The sequence below is a fragment of the Algibacter mikhailovii genome, assembly GCF_014651495.1.
In the GTDB taxonomy this organism is placed as follows: domain Bacteria; phylum Bacteroidota; class Bacteroidia; order Flavobacteriales; family Flavobacteriaceae; genus Algibacter_E; species Algibacter_E mikhailovii.
This window is the reverse complement of record NZ_BMWZ01000004.1, coordinates 534,442-552,345: the sequence shown is the minus strand read 5'-3', so window position 1 is coordinate 552,345 and position 17,904 is coordinate 534,442. Positions and strand designations below refer to the sequence as shown.

The 17,904-nt window shown below is 34.3% G+C and carries 14 protein-coding genes and 2 tRNA genes; 11 read left to right on the top strand and 5 right to left on the bottom strand.

The features are described 5' to 3' along the window. Positions 1–361 precede the first annotated feature (361 nt). Entirely contained in the window at positions 362–1,708 is a 1,347-nt protein-coding gene (locus IE051_RS11135; RefSeq protein WP_189360850.1) for an RNA-binding domain-containing protein, read from the top strand. Positions 1,709–1,767: 59 nt separating this feature from the next. Here IE051_RS11135 and IE051_RS11130 read toward each other — a convergent pair. Beyond that, positions 1,768–1,840, bottom strand: a tRNA-Phe gene (locus IE051_RS11130). A gap of 180 nt (positions 1,841–2,020) precedes the next feature. Here IE051_RS11130 and IE051_RS11125 point away from each other — a divergent pair. From IE051_RS11125 to IE051_RS11080, 10 genes are all read left to right on the top strand, one after another. Next, the gene (locus tag IE051_RS11125) at positions 2,021–2,752 is read left to right on the top strand and encodes a type III pantothenate kinase (RefSeq protein WP_189360849.1); all 732 of its coding nucleotides are present in this window, start codon (positions 2,021–2,023) and stop codon (positions 2,750–2,752) included. Continuing rightward, a complete protein-coding gene (bamG, locus tag IE051_RS11120) occupies positions 2,749–4,059 on the top strand; it encodes a BamG family beta-barrel-assembly machinery protein (RefSeq protein ID WP_189360848.1) in 1,311 nt (436 codons plus the stop codon). Before IE051_RS11125 ends, bamG begins: the two co-directional genes overlap by 4 nt. Before the next feature lie 18 nt (positions 4,060–4,077). Continuing rightward, on the top strand, positions 4,078–5,457 hold the full coding sequence (locus tag IE051_RS11115) for a hypothetical protein (RefSeq protein ID WP_189360847.1): 1,380 nt from the start codon (positions 4,078–4,080) through the stop codon (positions 5,455–5,457). Between the two features lie 23 nt (positions 5,458–5,480). After that, positions 5,481–6,011 (top strand): LPS export ABC transporter periplasmic protein LptC, encoded by a 531-nt coding sequence (gene lptC / locus IE051_RS11110; protein WP_229796786.1) that lies wholly within the window; start codon positions 5,481–5,483, stop codon positions 6,009–6,011. 62 nt (positions 6,012–6,073) lie between these two features. Continuing rightward, complete coding sequence (locus tag IE051_RS11105; protein ID WP_189360845.1) at positions 6,074–6,265, top strand: hypothetical protein; 192 nt, start codon at positions 6,074–6,076, stop codon at positions 6,263–6,265. Between the two features lie 3 nt (positions 6,266–6,268). Next, positions 6,269–7,558: a hemolysin family protein gene (locus tag IE051_RS11100; RefSeq protein ID WP_189360844.1), complete on the top strand. Its 1,290-nt coding sequence runs from the start codon at positions 6,269–6,271 to the stop codon at positions 7,556–7,558. A gap of 134 nt (positions 7,559–7,692) precedes the next feature. Further along, positions 7,693–9,822 carry a peptidylprolyl isomerase gene (locus tag IE051_RS11095; protein WP_189360843.1) on the top strand — a complete coding sequence of 710 codons (2,130 nt, stop codon included), beginning with the start codon at positions 7,693–7,695 and terminating at the stop codon, positions 9,820–9,822. A gap of 154 nt (positions 9,823–9,976) precedes the next feature. Continuing rightward, the gene (trxB, locus tag IE051_RS11090; RefSeq protein ID WP_189360842.1) at positions 9,977–10,954 is read left to right on the top strand and encodes a thioredoxin-disulfide reductase; all 978 of its coding nucleotides are present in this window, start codon (positions 9,977–9,979) and stop codon (positions 10,952–10,954) included. A 129-nt stretch (positions 10,955–11,083) separates the two neighbouring features. Then, positions 11,084–11,158, top strand: a tRNA-Pro gene (locus IE051_RS11085). A gap of 558 nt (positions 11,159–11,716) precedes the next feature. Beyond that, positions 11,717–12,511, top strand: a complete 795-nt coding sequence (locus IE051_RS11080; RefSeq protein ID WP_189360841.1) for a T9SS type A sorting domain-containing protein — start codon at positions 11,717–11,719, stop codon at positions 12,509–12,511. Between the two features lie 596 nt (positions 12,512–13,107). Here the strand turns inward: IE051_RS11080 and IE051_RS11075 are convergent. The 4 genes from IE051_RS11075 to IE051_RS11060 form a co-directional block, all read right to left on the bottom strand. Next, positions 13,108–14,496, bottom strand: coding sequence for a sulfatase (locus IE051_RS11075; RefSeq protein ID WP_189360840.1), 1,389 nt, complete (start codon positions 14,494–14,496; stop codon positions 13,108–13,110). Positions 14,497–14,581: 85 nt separating this feature from the next. Continuing rightward, on the bottom strand, positions 14,582–15,595 hold the full coding sequence (locus tag IE051_RS11070; protein ID WP_189360839.1) for an L-rhamnose/proton symporter RhaT: 1,014 nt from the start codon (positions 15,593–15,595) through the stop codon (positions 14,582–14,584). Between the two features lie 30 nt (positions 15,596–15,625). Then, positions 15,626–16,387 carry an HpcH/HpaI aldolase family protein gene (locus tag IE051_RS11065; RefSeq protein ID WP_189360838.1) on the bottom strand — a complete coding sequence of 254 codons (762 nt, stop codon included), beginning with the start codon at positions 16,385–16,387 and terminating at the stop codon, positions 15,626–15,628. A gap of 4 nt (positions 16,388–16,391) precedes the next feature. Continuing rightward, on the bottom strand, positions 16,392–17,846 hold the full coding sequence (locus IE051_RS11060) for an NAD-dependent succinate-semialdehyde dehydrogenase (protein ID WP_189360837.1): 1,455 nt from the start codon (positions 17,844–17,846) through the stop codon (positions 16,392–16,394). Positions 17,847–17,904 lie beyond the last annotated feature (58 nt).

Below are 17,904 nucleotides of genomic sequence, written 5' to 3'. Positions count from 1 at the left end.
CAGAGAAGTTAAGCCCATTTGCGCCGATGGTACTACATTTGTGGGAGAGTAGGTCGTTGCCTTTTTTGAATCCTCAACATGTATTTGTTGAGGATTTTTTTTTGGTTTAAATTCAAACTTCAATAGAGTAGGATACTTCTATTATAGCATTACTTTTAGGATTGTAAATCTTCTGAAATGTTTTTTAGTTATTTTAATATGGCATAAACGCCATCGACGTAAATTTTTTATTTAAACTATAAATGATTTATGAACTGGTTTAAATAATTTAGACTTTTATAACACAGCTAAATTTTTTTATTCTGATAATTAATAGCAATTTTGTAATTAGTTGACTTCATAAATTTGAATACTGTTTTAAATGTTATCAAAAACCATACTTAAAGTACTTTGTTTTATACTAATAATTGGATATGCTCATCGTATAAATGCTCAGGAGTATAAAATAGCTTGTTTAAATGACTATCCCCCATATTCATCTATAAATGAGCAAGGCGAGGCTACTGGCTTTTTAATAGATTGGTGGAATCTTTGGAGTGCCAAAGCGGATATTGATATTACATTTATCCCAGGAAATACAGAGGACTGTATTGGTCGTTTAAATACTAATAAGGTGGATATTATTGCCGGGGCATTCTTTAGTGAAGAGCTTAATAAAGACTATGATTTTGGTGATCAAATTTTAAGTACACAAGCCATACTTTGCATTAAAAAGGATTTGGATCCTGTAAGTATAGACAGTATTGGTTTTTTAGTGAGTATTGTAAAAAATGGATATACAGGTAATTATCTTGAAGAAAATCATCCAAGTTTAGAACTTGATTTGCTTAATTCTAATAGAGAATTATATAGTGCAGTAGAGCAACAAAGCATTGATGCGTTTGTCTATATAACACCAGAGGCTGTTCTTGATTTGGTGAAGGTTACTATTCCTGATGGTTATAAGCAATTTGAAGTATTATATTCCAATAACCTTAGACCTATGGTCAAAAAAGGGAACAAAAAAATATTGGCCGATATTATGAAAGGCTCAGAGGCTTTGTCAAAGGAGGATTTACTTGAAGTGGCCACAAAATGGAATGTGTTTAAGGATAAAGTTACGGTGGATAGGACCTTATTATACGTTATCATTGGTATAATTGCTTTACTGGTGTTCGGCGTATTGTTATTTATAAAGCGTATCTTAAATAAGAAGAATAGTTTAGCTCGAAGAGTTTTTAATTTAGAAGAAGAAATTAGTAAGGGCGAATCAGATTTTTTAGAGTTTAAATCGTCTTTACGATGGGATTATCATAAAAATGTTAAAAATAAGGTATTGGAATTGGTGGTTGCAAAGACGATATCGGCCTTTTTAAATTCGAATGGAGGCATCCTCCTTATTGGTGTCAATGATGACGGAGCTATTCTGGGGCTAGATAACGACTATAATACATTAAGTAAAGGCAATCAAGACGGCTTTGTGTTAGCGCTTACTACGCTTATAAATAATACGCTTGGTAAGCAATCACATAAATATATTAATATTAGGATTGTAAATATTGGTGATAAGGACGTGTGTGTAATAACCATCGAAAGGAGTGGGATACCTGTGTTTTTAGTCAAAGGTGAAAAGGAAGAATTTTTTATTAGAGCTTCTGCGTCGTCACAGCCTTTGGGACTTAAGGATACTATGGCATATATAAAATCGCATTGGGAGTCTGAAAAGTAAAATAAAAAAACAGTAATAATAAAAAACCCTGAAAACATTTAATGTTTCAGGGTTTTAAGTGGTACCTCCAGGAATCGAACCAGGGACACAAGGATTTTCAGTCCTTTGCTCTACCAACTGAGCTAAGGTACCTCGCCAAAGCGGTTGCAAATATATATTCATTTTTGTTATTCGCCAAAAGAAATTTATTAAAAATGATAATTATTTTAAGAATTTAGCCCTTCATGAAGCTAATTACTTCGTTATGAATATTCTAAAACCTTTTAAAAAATTATTGTTATTCATTTTGTAAATTTGGGGTTTTTATTGGGGATGAATTTAATTATTGATGTTGGAAACTCTTTTGTGAAACTTGCTATTTTTCATAAAGGGGTTATTAAGTATAAGGTTACTGTAGAATTGGAATTAGTCCTTAAACAATTAGAAGTGTTAAGCCAAGCCTATGGCGCAATTAAAGGCGTTATCATATCTTCAGTTGGGGGGCTAACTAAATCAGATCTGGAAGCTATTAATAAGCGATATAAAGTACTACTTCTTGATTATCAAACTAAATTACCTTTTAAAAATTGTTATAAAACGCCAAAAACGTTAGGGGTTGATAGATTGGCTTTGGTTAGTGCAGCTACAAAACAATATCCTTCATGTAACGTGCTAATAATAGATGCAGGTACCTGTATAACTTATGATTTTAAAAGTGATGATAATAGCTATTTAGGAGGTGCCATTTCACCAGGGATAAATATGCGCTATAAATCACTTCATAATTTGACAGCTAATTTACCGTTATTAAAAGCAAGTACGCCAAAATACATTACCGGGGGATCAACTGAAGAGTCCATCCATTCTGGAGTAATACATGGTGTTTTAAGCGAAATAGATGGGGCTATTGAATTGTATAAATTAAAATATTCAGATTTAACAGTTATTTTAACAGGAGGCGATGCTAAATTCTTGTCTAAACAATTAAAAAGTAGCATATTTGCCAATTCTAATTTTCTTTTAGAGGGATTAGATTATTTATTACAAATTAACTCAAACGAATGATCAAAAAACTTGTATTAGTTTTAATCGCACTATTAGCAATTCAAGGTTATAGTCAAGAGTCGACGGCTTCTCCTTATTCTTTTTACGGAATTGGAAGCCTAAACTTTAAGGGAACCGTTGAAAATAGGAGCATGGGTAGTTTAAGCATTTATACAGATAGTATTCACGTTAATCTGCGTAATCCAGCTTCATATGGTGGTGATAATTTGGCCATGTGGGGGAATACAAGTAGACCAGTGAAGTTTTCTTTAGGGGGTAGCTTTAAGAAGACAAATTTGAAAAGTGAAACCAGCAAGGGGTCTGCAAATTCAACAACTTTTAATTATTTAGCATTGGCTATTCCAATTGGGAAATTGGGATTTGGGGTTGGAATTATACCTTACACATCTGTGGGTTATAGATTGGAGAGCTTGAATGATAATGGTCAGATTGAAAATAGATTTAATGGTGAAGGTGGTTTGAACAGAGTTTTTCTTGGCGCTGGATATCAATTCACCAAGGGCTTATCTTTAGGTGTTGATTTTCAATATAATTTTGGTAATGTTCAGAATAATGTTATTGCATTTCAGTATGACGGTGATGTTCCTGTACAATACCAGTCTAGAGAAATTAATCGTTCTGATTTGAGTGGTTTTAGTATGAATTTTGGACTTTCATACAAAAAGATGTTAAACGAAAGATTGCAGTTAGTTACTGGTTTAACATATTCACCTCAAATGAATCTGGTTTCTGATAACAATAGGTTGTTTTCAACAATAACGATTAATTCTGCCACAGGTAGAGAGATACCTTTAAATACGGTTAATGCTAATTTGGAAAACTTGGGTTTAGCGAAAACAGATCTTGTGATTCCTTCTAAGTTTACATTCGGACTAGGTATTGGTCAAGTAAGAAATTGGTTTATTGGTGCCGAGTACTTATTTCAGGAGTCTAGCAAGTTTTCAAATGTCCTGTATTCCACCAATATAACAACTTATGAAGATGCATCAACCCTATCCATTGGAGGATTTTTTATTCCTCAATATAATTCGTTTTCAAATTATTTTAAGAGAACGGTGTATAGAGCAGGTATGCGTTTAGAAAAAACTGGTTTGGTAATTAATGATGAATCTATTAAAGAGTTTGGCATAACTTTTGGAATAGGTTTACCAATAGGGGATACTAGGCTATTATCCAATGCCAATATAGGATTGGAATTAGGCCAAAGAGGTACAACAAAAAGTAATTTAATAGAAGAGAATTTTATTAATGTTCAATTAAGTTTATCTTTGAACGATAGATGGTTTCAGAAAAGAAAATTTCAATAAAAGCACAAAACAATTATCATGAAAACAAGAGTTACATTATTAGTATTATTATTTATTGGATTAAATATTAGTTTTGCCCAGCAAGATGAGGAGTGCATCACTAAACTTTCCATATTTCATGAATATACTAAGGCAAAAAATTATGATGCGGCTTATGAGCCTTGGATGGCGGTAAGAAATAAATGCCCAAAGTTCAATAATGCTATTTATGTTGACGGAGAAAAAATACTAAATCATAAAATTGACAATTCTGAAGGGGCTGATAAAATAGCTTATATCAATGATCTTGTGAAATTATGGGATGAACGTGGAGAGCATTTTGCAAGTAAAACACCAAAAGGTGAATACTTAGCAAAAGCTTGTCAGTTAAAATATGATAATAGAAAAGAACTTGGATTATCTACGGAAGAATTGTTTGCCTGTTTTGATGAGGCTTATCATATGGATAAGGAATCTTTTACCAACCCTAAAAGTTTATATACTTATTTTTCTTTAACAGTAGATTTATATGACGCCGGTAAAATACCTGCACAAGACTTATTTAACAAGTATGATGATATTGTAGAAAAAGTTGAAGATGAAGTTAAAAACTATTCTGAGAAATTAAATAAACTTATTGAAAAGGAAGATGGCGGAACTGCGCTAACTAAAAAAGAAAATAGTTACAAAAGATATTACTCTAGTTATTTGAAGGCATATGATCAAATTTCTGGAAGTATTGATCAGAAATTAGGAGATAGAGCAAATTGTGAAAATCTTATTCCACTGTATCAAAAAGATTTTGAAGCAAACAAAACCAATGCAATTTGGTTACAAAGAGCAGCTGGTAAAATGTCTGAAAAAGAATGTACTGATGATCCATTATTCTTTAAGTTAGTAAATGCATACCATGAATTGAGTCCATCAGCTAACTCTGCGTATTACTTAGGATTGTTGAAAGACAAGGAAAAGAAATCTAACGAAGCGCTTAAGTTTTACGAGCAAGCTTTAAGTTTAGAAACAGATAGCTTTAAGAAATCTAAATTATATCAAAGAATTGGTATAAAAATGAAAAATAAGAAAGCTTACGGTAAAGCAAGAAATTATTTCAGACAAGCCTTAAAGCTTAATCCTTCAGATGGTAGACCGCATTTAGCTATTGCATCAATGTACGCAGCTAGTGCTAATGATTGTGGTGCGACTAATTTTGATAAGAGAGCTGTATATTGGTTGGCTTCTGATGAAGCTAAAAAAGCAGCTCGTTTGGATCCTACTATGAAAAAGGCAGCAGCTCAGTCATCTACAAATTACTTGGCTAAAGCACCACAAAAAGCTGAAATATTTAGTTCAGGTAGAGCAGGTCAAACCATAAAAATTGCATGTTGGATAGGAGCTTCGGTAACGGTGCCAAATATTTAATGAAAATAAAAAGTACATATAATTTGAAAAACATAGTCACAGTAATTGCTGTGACTATGTTTTTTTCATGTAGTGATAGTTTTAAGCAGGTTGAAAAAATTGGTATTTCGGAAAATGAGCCGATTGGAGTTGACTATAATCTAAATCTTAAATATACTGATTCAGGACGCGTTTCGGCAAATCTGCTAAGTACTAAGGCTCTAGATTATACAAACCGAGATTTTCCGTTCAGAGAATTTGTGGAAGGTGTTACCTTGTATGTTTTTGATAAGGAAAACAAAAAAAGTACGGTTGTTGCAGACTATGCCATTGTTTATACTGATAAAAACTTAATAGATTTACAAGATAATGTTGTAATAACTACTAATGATAGTAGTGTCTTGAAAACGAATCAATTGTATTATGACCAGACAAAAGAATGGCTTTATACCAATGAGCCAGTTTCTTTTCAAACTGAGCAAGACATTATTAACGGTAATGGCTTTGATTCTAATTCTAAATTTACAGATGCTGAAGTTCTGGAAGTAACCGGAATAATTACCTTAGAAGATTAGTCCTTCTTAATTAATTCTTCTTTTCAATTTTAAGTATCTTTATAGCCTAAAATAATTTCAAAATGAAGTATTCTAAGATTTTTCAATATGCTTATTTAGTATTTGCAGCCTTGTTTGTTTATGATGGTATATCAAAATGGGGTAATGGAACTAACGGAGCATATATTTCATTGGGATTAGCTGCTTTAGCTATCTTTATGTATTTCTTCAGAAGAAAATTTAGTAAGAAGTTTGAAAAAAGAGATAACTCCTAATTCATGAGTGTTTATGTAATTATTATAATTGCATCATTATTGCTTTCTGCATTTTTTTCAGGAATGGAAATAGCCTATGTGTCTTCAAACAAGATACATATTGAAATCGAGAAAAAGCAAGATGGGGTATTGGCTAAAACCTTAACTAAACTTACTGCAAAACCCTCCAAATTTATTACCACTATGCTTATTGGTAACAATATTGCCTTAGTGATTTATGGATTTTTTATGGGGGATTTATTAATGGATTGGTTCCAGTCCTTGGTGCCTACCTCTAGTAGTTTTATAGATTATTTGTTGACAGACGCCAATTTATTATCTCAAACTATAATTTCTACATTTGTCATTCTTATTACCGCAGAATTTTTGCCAAAAGTATTTTTTCAAATTTATGCCAATACGCTGATAAAGGCTTTGGCCATCCCGGCTTACTTTTTTTATGTCCTTTTCACCTTAATATCTGATTTTGTCATTTGGATTTCTGATTTTGTTCTGAGGGTGTTTTTTAAAACAGAAGGCGATCAAATACAAATGGCTTTTACCAAGGTTGAACTCGGTCATTATATCAGTGAGCAAATGGAAGCTGTAGAGTCTCATGATCAAGTGGATAGTGAGATTCAAATTTTTCAAAATGCACTAGAATTTTCTGATGTTAAGGCCCGAGAGGTTATGATTCCTAGAACAGAAATTATAGGTGTAGAAATAAAGGATTCAATTCAATCTCTAAATACACTTTTTACGGAAACGGGAAGAACAAAAATATTAGTGTATAAAGATAATATTGATGATATAGTTGGGTATGTGCACTCGTTTGAATTGTTCAAAAAGGCTAAAACGATTAAAGGGATGTTAACTCCTGTAGAATTTGTTCCCGAGACCGTGCTTATTAAGGATGTACTGAGTGTTTTAACAAAGAAGAGAAAAAGTATAGCTGTTGTTCTCGATGAATATGGTGGAACATCTGGTATTATGACCGTTGAAGATATTGTGGAAGAACTTTTTGGAGAAATTGAGGATGAACATGATTCGGTTGATTTGGTGGAGGAAGTTATAGATGCTCAAACCTATAACTTTTCAGGAAGATTGGAAGTTGATCATATTAATGAAACCTATAAAATTAATCTACCTGAGAGTGAGAATTATGAAACTCTCGGTGGACTAATTGTTAACCATGCTGAAGAAATACCAACCCAGAATGATATTGTAAAAATTGAAACCTTTCAATTTACTATTTTGGAAGTGTCAAACACTAAAATTGACATGGTTGAACTTAAAGTTTTAGAAGAGGATTAAAAACCTATATTCTCCTTTTATTATTGGATAGAAAATGGTATTTTCGCGCACGATATTTTTGTCAAATCAGCATATTTGGCACCAACTTAACAAGCAAATCCCAATAGAATGGGGTATTTAAATTAAATTATCAAATGGCAGTTTTAAATAAGATAAGACAACGTTCACTATTTTTAATACTAATTATAGCGTTAGCGTTATTTTCTTTTGTACTAGCAGATCTCTTTAAAAACAGTGATGCACTTACATCAAAATCTCAAAACGTTGTGGCAACGATTAATGGGACAGACATTACTCGTGAGGACTTTTTACAAAAAGTTGAAATCATGCAAAGACAACTAGGCCCAAATGCGACCAACACGCAAGTCATGAATCGAGTTTGGGATGAGGAAGTGAGACAAGCAGTAATGGCAACGCAGTTTGAAGAATTAGGAATCACTGTTGAAAAAGACCAAATGAGAGACTTGCTAAGAACAGCTTTAGCTACAAGTCCGGAGTTTTTGAATGAGGCAGGATTGTTTGATGAAAACAAACTGAACGAATACATAGCAAACTTAAAAGAAACATCACCACAAGGTTTTCAAAGTTGGGTTAATTATGAAAAGCGATTAGCAGCGAATGCATTGAACCAGAATTATTTCAATATGGTTAAAGCTGGTCTTACAGGAACTTTGGCTGAAGGTGAATTAGAGCACAAATTGGAAGGTAATAAAGCCGATATCAAATATGTTCAAATAGGATATGCTACCATAGCGGATAGCACTGTTCAAGTTTCTAAATCAGATATTTCTAATTACATAAATGCTAATAAAAAGCAATATGAAGTAGAGGCAGCTAGAGATATTCGTTTTGTAGAGTTTAAGGAAGAAGCTTCAATTGAAGATGAAAACAATATAAAAGCGGAGCTTCAAACTTATATAGATGGACAATTGGTAGATGAGCGTGGTAGAAAAGATACCATTATAGCATTCTCAAAAGTGAAGAATAATGAAGAGTATGTTAATGCTATTGCATCTTCAGATATTAAATTTAATGAGAGCTTTGTTTTTAAATCAAGTTTACCTACTGAGTTTGCCGAAGATATTTATGCTTTAAATGAAGGCGAAGTATTTGGACCTTTTAAGCATGATGGATATTTTAAAGTTGCGAAAGTTACTGCTGTTAAGCAATTACCAGATTCAGTAAAAGTAAGACATATTTTACTACCATTTGTAGGGTCTCAAAGTGCGGCTCAAGATGTAACACGAACGGAAGCACAAGCTAAAGCAACAGCTGATAGTTTAGTGACTATATTAAAAAGAAACACTTCTAAATTCGGAGAATTTGTAAAAGAATTTTCTTCAGATCAAGGTAGTGTAGCAAATGAAGGTCGCTATGATTGGCATGCTTATAACACTATGGTTCCTGAATTTAATGATTTTGAATTTGAAGGAAAAACAGGAGATATAGGTGTTGTAAAAACTATTTTTGGTTTTCATATTATTGAAATTGAAGGTCAAAAAGATAAGAAAAAGGCTGTTCAAGTAGGAACAATCGCAAGAAAGATAGAACCATCTGAGGCTACTAGTGATAAGGTATTTAGAGATGCTTCAAATTTTGAAATTAATGCAGGTAAGAGTGATTTTGAAACTGAAGCAGAAGGTAACAAACTTACAATAAGACCAGTAAATGGTATAAAGGTATTAGATGAAAGTATTCCTGGAGTAGGTAACCAAAGACCAATAGTACGTTGGGCCTTTGAAGAAGATGTAGAAATTGGAAGTATTAAACGTTTTAATGTGTCTGGGGGGTATGTTGTTGCTCAGCTAGTGGCAATACATGAACAAGGATTGATGTCTGTAGAAGATGCTACGGCTAAAGTGTTACCTATTATACGAAAAGAGAAGAAGGCTGAGATTATTAGAGATCGAGTATCGGCGTCAACATTAGATGATTTAGCAGCTGCTGAAAATACAACAGTGAAAACGGCGACTGGGATTAATATGAAAAACCCAACAATATCTGGTGCAGGACGAGAGCCTTTAGTGGTGGGAGCCGCATTTGGTTTAAATGAAGGTGAAACATCCAATTTGATTGATGGAGAGCGTGGTGTGTATATGATTGAGGTTACTAAAGTGACACCTGCGGTAGAATTAGATAATTATCAAGCTGCAGCCAATAGAGTGGAGCAACAAAAGTCAACAGTTGTTAATACTAAACTTTACAACGCATTAAAAGACGCTGCAGATATTGAAGATAATAGAGCAAAATCTCAAATTCAGTAGAACAATTTTATTGAAATAATGATATTTAAGCGCCTTAAATTATAAGGCGCTTTTTTTTATTGTCTAAATTTATTTAATTATAAAAACTGTTGATAACTTAAATGTAAGTTTTCTATCAAAAAAGCTACTTTTGTAAGGCTAAAAAGTTAAGATTATGTCGGAAACAATTGAAAAATTAAAGTGCCTTATCATAGGTTCAGGGCCAGCGGGTTATACAGCGGCAATATATGCAGCAAGAGCAAATATGAAGCCTGTGCTTTATCAGGGAACACAACCTGGTGGACAGTTAACAACCACTAATGAAGTTGAGAATTTTCCTGGTTATCCCGATGGCGTTACAGGTCCGGAGATGATGATGGAGCTTCAAAAACAAGCACAACGTTTTGAGACTGATGTGCGAGATGGTTGGATTACTAAAGTTGACTTTTCTGGAGATGTTCATAAAGTCTGGGTCAATGATGTCAAGGAGATTCATGCTGATACCATTATTATTTCTACTGGTGCATCTGCGAAGTATTTAGGTTTAGAATCAGAACAAAAATATTTAAAATTAGGAGGCGGTGTTTCTGCCTGCGCCGTTTGTGATGGGTTCTTTTATAGAAATCAGGAAGTAGTGATAGTTGGAGCAGGAGATTCTGCCTGTGAGGAAGCACATTACCTATCAAAACTTTGTAAAAAAGTAACCATGCTTGTACGAAGAGATGAGTTTAGAGCTTCAAAAATAATGGCTGCGCGTGTTAAAAATACTGAAAATATTGAAATACTTTTTAATACAGAAACTGATGAAGTGTTAGGAGATGACCAAGTGGTTACAGGGGTTCGTGTTTTTAATAATAAGACAAATGAGAAGCACGTAATTGAGGCAACTGGATTTTTTGTTGCTATTGGTCATAAACCAAATACGGATATCTTTAAAGGGTATTTAAATCTTGATGAGACTGGATATATTATAAATGAGCCGGGTACATCAAAGACGAATGTGGCAGGTGTATTTGTCTCAGGTGATGCCGCTGATCATGTTTATAGACAAGCGGTAACAGCCGCTGGTACTGGATGTATGGCAGCGCTAGATGCTGAGCGTTATTTAGCGGCTAAAGAGGCTACAATGGAGGTGTCAACATCGTCTGTATAAGTAGTAAAAACATACCAAAATATATTAAAAAGCCGAAAACTCATGTTCTCGGCTTTTTTCTTAAAATAATCGGAGCTATTGTTTTTATGTTTTAGTAAAAAGTATTTCCTTTGAATATTATATTTTAAACGGGATGTGGCGCAGTCCGGTTAGCGTACACGGCTGGGGGCCGTGTGGTCGCAGGTTCAAATCCTGTCATCCCGACAAACCGAGTTTAGATAAAATCAAAACACTGATAATGATTTAATTATCAGTGTTTTTTGTTTTTATGAATTCTTTTGCTGGAAATATAACCGCCAGCTCACATTCTTTTTTTTAGTTTTAATGGTGACATTGTTGTTGAAAGAAAATCCCTAAAAATAAGCCTTAAAAGAAGTCTTCCATAAAATAAATGACGTTTTTTTAAGGAAAAATATGGGGGATAAGCCCTTTCGATAAAATTATAAATAAAGTACTTCCATTAGATACTTCTTTTTTCACAATCACGGTTTTACCAAATATAAAGACTGCTTTAAGATTTGCCATAAGAACGAGATAAATGATTAAGACTATGAAAACTTATCTACCAAATGTTAATGCACCGCTTTCGCATATAATTTCAACCTTACCTGCGGTTTTAAATCTAGATGTCTGATTTTAAGGCGATTTGATATATCATGGTAATTTTGTGCAAGTCTGGGATAATATCCATGAATATAAAAGTCTATAACCTCAGTAATTTTACTTGAAAGTATTTTTACAAACAATTAAACAATTAAAATTATGAAAAAAATTTACGCAATTATGATGTTTGTTGCTCTAGTGGCAACCTCAATGAATGTATCTGCTCAGTCTGATGCAGTTACAATTACAGATATAACAATAGAAGTTTTAGATCAGTTTTATGCTCCTGTGTCAACACACAAAGGTGTACCTCAAGCTGGTTTGAGTGATGATATTAGCGGAATTAGTATTAACGTTGAAGAGCTTTATAATTTAGAAATTACCATGACGGTTAATAGTAACAATACCAGTAATGTTGAAAGAGCCTTTGTTGTTGGTAAAAAAGGACCAGTAGGTGATGGGACTCAAGGAAATTGGACAAATGGAGCTTACAATGATATTCAAACACCTGGTGCAGCTACTTCTTATACGATGGATCGCGCAAATATTGCCGTTGGTATTGGAAATTTAGGAGAAAATTTTTTAAGACTAAGTGCTAAAATCTATAATGACGGAGCTAATGAGAGTACAGGGCCTAATGATGGTGCCAATAGTGGATGGATGGCTGCACCATTAGAAATGCCTTTATTTATTTTTGCTGAAGGTACCCTATCTACAAGCGATAAAAACGCATTTAAATTTGCAATGTATCCTAATCCTGTAAAGGATAGATTAAACATTAATACGCAAGAAACAATATCTAATGTTTCTGTTGTTGATATGTTGGGTAGAGTAGTCTTAAGCGTTGATAATGTAGTAGATAATTTAGATGTTTCTTCTTTAAAAAATGCGATGTATATTGTTAAGTTAACTTCGGATAAAGGAGTATCAACTAAGCGTTTTATTAAGAATTAGTAGTAGTTTATTATTATAGTTATTAAGGCCTCCATTGTTAATTATAACAATGGAGGTTTTTTTTATACATTAAATTAGACAAGAGCGAACAAAGTTTATTTAAATGATTTCGGCTTTTATGCCACAAGGCTTAATTGTAAAACTATAGTTGGATACAACTATTGCTAGAATGACATCGCATTCGTGATTACCATTTTTATTCCTTTCATTTCACATCTAATTTGTGCTGATTCTTTGCTCTTGGTTTATTCTACCTACTTGATTTAGTCTCATCAGAACAAATCCCAGCTTCTTATAGGGTAATAGAAATTTTCAAAAGGTATTTAATTTGTTCTGGTATCATAGAACTTCAGAAATAATTTGGGATTCAGTGTTGTTATTGTCGTCTGGAAAGAAAGTATTGGAAAGTAGGCTTAAGAAGGCTTTAGCAGGTAATACAGAGAACTCCAACTTCTTAATACCTGATAATAATTATGGGTAAGTTTTTATGTCCAACCTAGATTATTAAATCAGAAGTTTTGGCTTAATTGGTTTAATAAAAAAATGCCCTAAAAATCTAATGTTTTAGAGCATTTAAATCAATTGAATTATACTTACTACTTGTTTCTATATTTATCCATACGGTCAATATCTACTTTTTCAAATTTCTTTTGAAGCAACCAAGCGGGACGCTCTAAGGTGAGTTCCCAGGCATATAATTTTTTGAATAACGCTTTTACCTTATCTGGGTAATAAACAGCCAGATCCTTTTGTTCATAGGGATCGTTCTCTATATTATACAGTTCAGCTGGTCTATCAGAAAAACGCATTAATTTCCAGTCGCCATCTCTAATCGTACCTCTTATACCAAGTTTCCAATATAAAGTTTCATGAGGGATACCCGTTGTTTTATTTGAAACATACGGTATTAAATCTACACCATCAATGTTTTTAAGCGCTTCATCTTTTCCACCACCCGCTTTGAAAAACGTAGGGAGTAAATCTAGGGTGCTAATAGGCGCATTGTAAGTTGAGCTCGCTTTTATTTTTCCTGGCCAACGCATTAAGAAAGGTACACGGATGCCCCCTTCTAAATGGTTCGATTTAGTACCGCTTAAGGGCAGGTTAATTGAGGCGTTTTTATCTGTAGGTCCTCCATTATCATTCGTAAAAATTACAATGGTATTATCGTCTAATCCAAGCTCTTTTAATTTATCCAATACTTTTCCGCAGGCTCTATCTAGGCTTAGTGTCATTCCTGCTAATTCTTTTCTTTTACCGGTAAGATTTGGAAACTTATCCATATCCTCTTGTCTAGCTTGCATAGGCGTGTGAACCGCATTATAGGATAGAAAAACAAAGAACGGTTTGTTCTTTTTACGTTCAATAAAATCTATCGCTTCATCAGCCAAAACATCGGTTAAATAGCCGTCATGCTCCTTGTAATTTCCCAGATTGCGCTCTAATTTGTTGAGCTCATCCTGTGGATTGTTTTCATAAGGAAAATAGTCGCGAGCGCCACCTCTAAAACCTAAAAACTCATCAAAACCACGGTTTAATGGATGAAACTTATCTGTACCTCCTAAATGCCATTTACCATAAAATGCCGTTGCATAACCTAATGATTTTAAATAGTCACCCATCGTTTTTTCTGTAAGGGGAATGCCCATATTAGGCCCGTCTTGACCTGAATATTGACTCATATAGGAAGGAACATTATTCTCTTCAAATCCAAAGCGTTGTTGATATCTACCAGTAATTAAACCAGCTCTTGATGGACCACAAGTCGATGCTGATACATAGGCCTGAGTAAACCTTACACCTTCTGAAGCTAGTTTATCTAAGTTTGGCGTTATCATCTCTTTACTGCCTTGAAAGCCAAAATCAGCATATCCGCCATCATCAGCAAATAGTAAGACTATGTTTGGTTGTTTCTGGGCATGACCTATTTGAGATGCTATAAATAGCAGCAGCAGAGATAATTGAATACTTTTTTTTGAGAACATAATAAGTGATTTAAAGTAATAAACAGCACCTAATTTATTAAATAGATGCTGTTTAGTAATATTTTAATATTGTTTTGAAAGCATTTTAGGAATACCCCATCACGATAACAGCTATGATTATGATTAGAACACCTAGTAGCATGATGTTGAAAGGTTTCTTTGCGCCTTCCCATTCTTTATTCATATAAGACCATATGTTACCCACAATAAGAGAAAGTCCAAGCATAATCGGCCAAGCTATGACATCTCCTATTTTACCCATCAAGGTGGCACCTTGCCCGTAAATGCCTAAAGCTCCAAACCAAAGTAGTGCAGCTCCAATGGACCAAGCATAAGCTTTTCCGGCATTTGGTGTTTTGAATGAACTCCATGTATTGTTTCTAAATAATAAGAAAATAGCATAGAGCGCATTGATAGCAAAACCACCCCAAAGTACAACAACCCATATCGCTAAACTTGTATTGCGAGGAATAGCTCCGGCGTTTTTCGCTAATTCACCAATAGCTTTACCTTCAGCAAAACCTACTGCGAGAAAGGCTGATAGTAAACCACTGAGTATAGCGATAATTAAACCAGTTTTAAGATTAACTTTATCTCCTGTAGTTTCTATTTCTGTTCCAGCTTGAAGTTTGTCTTTTTGTACACCTGCATAAGCTGTGATTCCAACACCTATAAGCATAATAGCTACACCGCCTAAAATAAAAGGTAATCCTGGAGCCATTTTTTCAAATTCCGCCTTGTTGGCAAAAAATAGGGGGATTAATCCACCAGCTGCCGAACAAACTCCCATCACAATACCATAGGTTAAGGATATACCTATATAAGGCACGCTTTTACCAAACATAATGCCGCCTATACCCCACAAAGCGCCAAAGGCCATGGCTGTAAGTATAACATCAGATGAAGCTCCTGTAACGACATTGAATAAATCTGGTGTTACAAAATAAGCCCATGCAGTTGGTATTAAAATCATGGCAAATAAGGAATGAACAAGCCACCATGCCTCCCATTTTAAGGGTGCCATAAATTTCATGCCAAGACCAAAGGAGCCTTGAAAAATACTCGCGAATATTACAAGTAACAAAGGGAAAAATTCCATAGAAAAAAGTTTAATTGGTTTTTAATTTTGTTAACTGTGTAGTTGAGACGTAATGTCTTTAAATGTATTCATTACTAAACCAACATCAACCGCGTAGGATATATATTGAACACCAATATTTTTCCACATTTTTGCTTTCTCGGGAGATTCTGTGAATGTTCCAACAGCCTTTCCATATACCTTGGCTGTTTCGACTGCTGCCTTCATGGCATCCACCACCTTTGGATTATCGACTTGACCGGGAACGCCGCAAGATTGTGATAAATCATAAGGCCCTAAGAAAATAACGTCAATGCCGTCAACTTGCACGATGTCTTCCAAGTTGTTAATACCTTCCATTCCTTCAATATGAATGATGGTAATAACCGAACTGTTTGCTTTTCCAAAATGGTCAGGGCCAGAAATATTTGTGTATTCAGCGGCACGTACATAACGACACATGCCCCGTTCTCCTTTTGGATAAAATTTTGTAGATTTCACCAAACGGTCAGCATCTGCTTTAGTGCAGATTTGAGGAACCTGTATACATTTAACGCCAATATCTAAAGTTCTTAAGATGAGTGTTTCTGAGTTTTCAGTAACACGAACCACTGGTGTAATTCCTCTTGCTTCTGCGGCTCTAACCATATTTTGGGCAGACTCGATACTATAAGGACCATGTTCCATGTCAATAATAACAAAGTCAAAACCACTTAAAGCAGCAATTTCAACTATGGCCGGATCTTGCATTTTACAAAAAGGACCGAATAACGTTTTACCCTCAGTAAGGCTATCTTTTAATGTATTGCTCATAAGGTTATAATGCTGTTGAAACGCGTTTTTTAACTAAATAATCCTCTAAGGCTAGGTGAGAACAGTCATGTCCAATACCACTGTTTTTAAAGCCTCCATGAGGTAAATAAATGGCATATTTTACACCATTGATTTGAACTTCCCCAAACTCTAAGTCTTCGGTAAATCGTTCAATTCTTTTATGATTGTTTGTAAAAATATAAGAGGCTAGTCCAAATTCAGTATCATTAGCTAACTCTAAGACTTCGTCATCAGTTTCGAAAGGCATGACACCAGCTACAGGACCAAAAGTTTCTTGATTGAATAATTCCATATCCATATTAGCCCCAGATAAAATTGTAGGATTCATCCAATTTCCACCTTCTGGAAGATCTTTAGGAATATCGCCTCCAAACTCCAATGTTGCGCCTTTATTAACAGCATCATCGATTATTTCAAACATTCTTTCTCTAGATCCAGGAGAGGCTAAAGGTCCCATAAAGACGTCTTCATTTTCCTTGGTTCCAAAACCTACTTTCACTTCTGCTGCTCTTTTCACATATTCTTTAACGAACTTATCATAAATACTTTTATGTACAAAAATTCTATTTGCAGCAACACAAATCTGACCTGTGTTTCCAAATTTTAAGCCAATAGCCAAGTTTAATGCAGTTTCTAAATCGGCATCTTCAAAAACAATAAAAGGCGCATTACCTCCTAATTCCATACCTAATTTTTTAATGGAGGTTGTACTATCCGCAATTACACGTTGCCCTGTTTGTGTTGAGCCAATCATAGTCAAAACTGCGGGTATTTTACTAGTAGTTAAAGTAGTAGCTACTTCGCGACTAGGTCCTGCTAAAACAGTAACTACGCCGGCAGGGAAATTGATACTTTGTAAAATCTCACCAACCATATATGCGGACAGCGGAGCTAATCCTGAAGGTTTAATGATTAAAGAACACCCTGAAGCCAATGCCGGTCCAATTTTATATCCTACGTTCAATAAAGGAAAGTTCCAGGCTAAATAAGCTACAGCCACACCTGCTGGTTGTGATATCATTTTGTGAACATGCGTATTGTCATGATCTGGAATTTGCTCTTCTCTTAAATTCTGCATAGCGTTTGGGTACCATTCTAAGGCTTCAGTCAGTCTGTCGATATCCTCCTGTGAACCCGCATATGTTTTACCCATTTCATGAACCATGGCCGTTCTTAATTCATGCTCATGTTCTAAAATGGCATCTCTTAATTTTAGCATCCATTTTGTTCTTTCAGCTAAAGATAATTTTGACCAATATTTGAATCCTTTTTGAGCCGATATTAATGCTTTTTCTGCATCTTCTTTACCAGCTTTTGCTACTTGAGCGATAACTTCTCCTGTAGCTGGGCAAATAACATCTTCTCTTTCACCACTTACCGAATCAACCAACTGACCGTCTATGTATAATTTTTTATAACCGAAATTTTGTGTTTTCATCTTATTTGTAATTTTCAATATTCTTTAAAAGGGTGGCCTGAACAACGCCTTACTTGTC

Coding starts and splice junctions, on each gene's coding strand:
- IE051_RS11095 (WP_189360843.1), top strand. CDS start 7,693: ATGGCAGTTTTAAATAAGATAAGACAACGTTCACTATTTTTAATACTA.
- IE051_RS11135 (WP_189360850.1), top strand. CDS start 362: ATGTTATCAAAAACCATACTTAAAGTACTTTGTTTTATACTAATAATT.
- IE051_RS11075 (WP_189360840.1), bottom strand. CDS start 14,496: ATGTTCTCAAAAAAAAGTATTCAATTATCTCTGCTGCTGCTATTTATA.
- IE051_RS11070 (WP_189360839.1), bottom strand. CDS start 15,595: ATGGAATTTTTCCCTTTGTTACTTGTAATATTCGCGAGTATTTTTCAA.
- IE051_RS11105 (WP_189360845.1), top strand. CDS start 6,074: ATGAAGTATTCTAAGATTTTTCAATATGCTTATTTAGTATTTGCAGCC.
- IE051_RS11125 (WP_189360849.1), top strand. CDS start 2,021: ATGAATTTAATTATTGATGTTGGAAACTCTTTTGTGAAACTTGCTATT.
- IE051_RS11080 (WP_189360841.1), top strand. CDS start 11,717: ATGAAAAAAATTTACGCAATTATGATGTTTGTTGCTCTAGTGGCAACC.
- IE051_RS11115 (WP_189360847.1), top strand. CDS start 4,078: ATGAAAACAAGAGTTACATTATTAGTATTATTATTTATTGGATTAAAT.
- IE051_RS11065 (WP_189360838.1), bottom strand. CDS start 16,387: ATGAGCAATACATTAAAAGATAGCCTTACTGAGGGTAAAACGTTATTC.
- IE051_RS11060 (WP_189360837.1), bottom strand. CDS start 17,846: ATGAAAACACAAAATTTCGGTTATAAAAAATTATACATAGACGGTCAG.
- IE051_RS11100 (WP_189360844.1), top strand. CDS start 6,269: ATGAGTGTTTATGTAATTATTATAATTGCATCATTATTGCTTTCTGCA.
- trxB (WP_189360842.1), top strand. CDS start 9,977: ATGTCGGAAACAATTGAAAAATTAAAGTGCCTTATCATAGGTTCAGGG.
- bamG (WP_189360848.1), top strand. CDS start 2,749: ATGATCAAAAAACTTGTATTAGTTTTAATCGCACTATTAGCAATTCAA.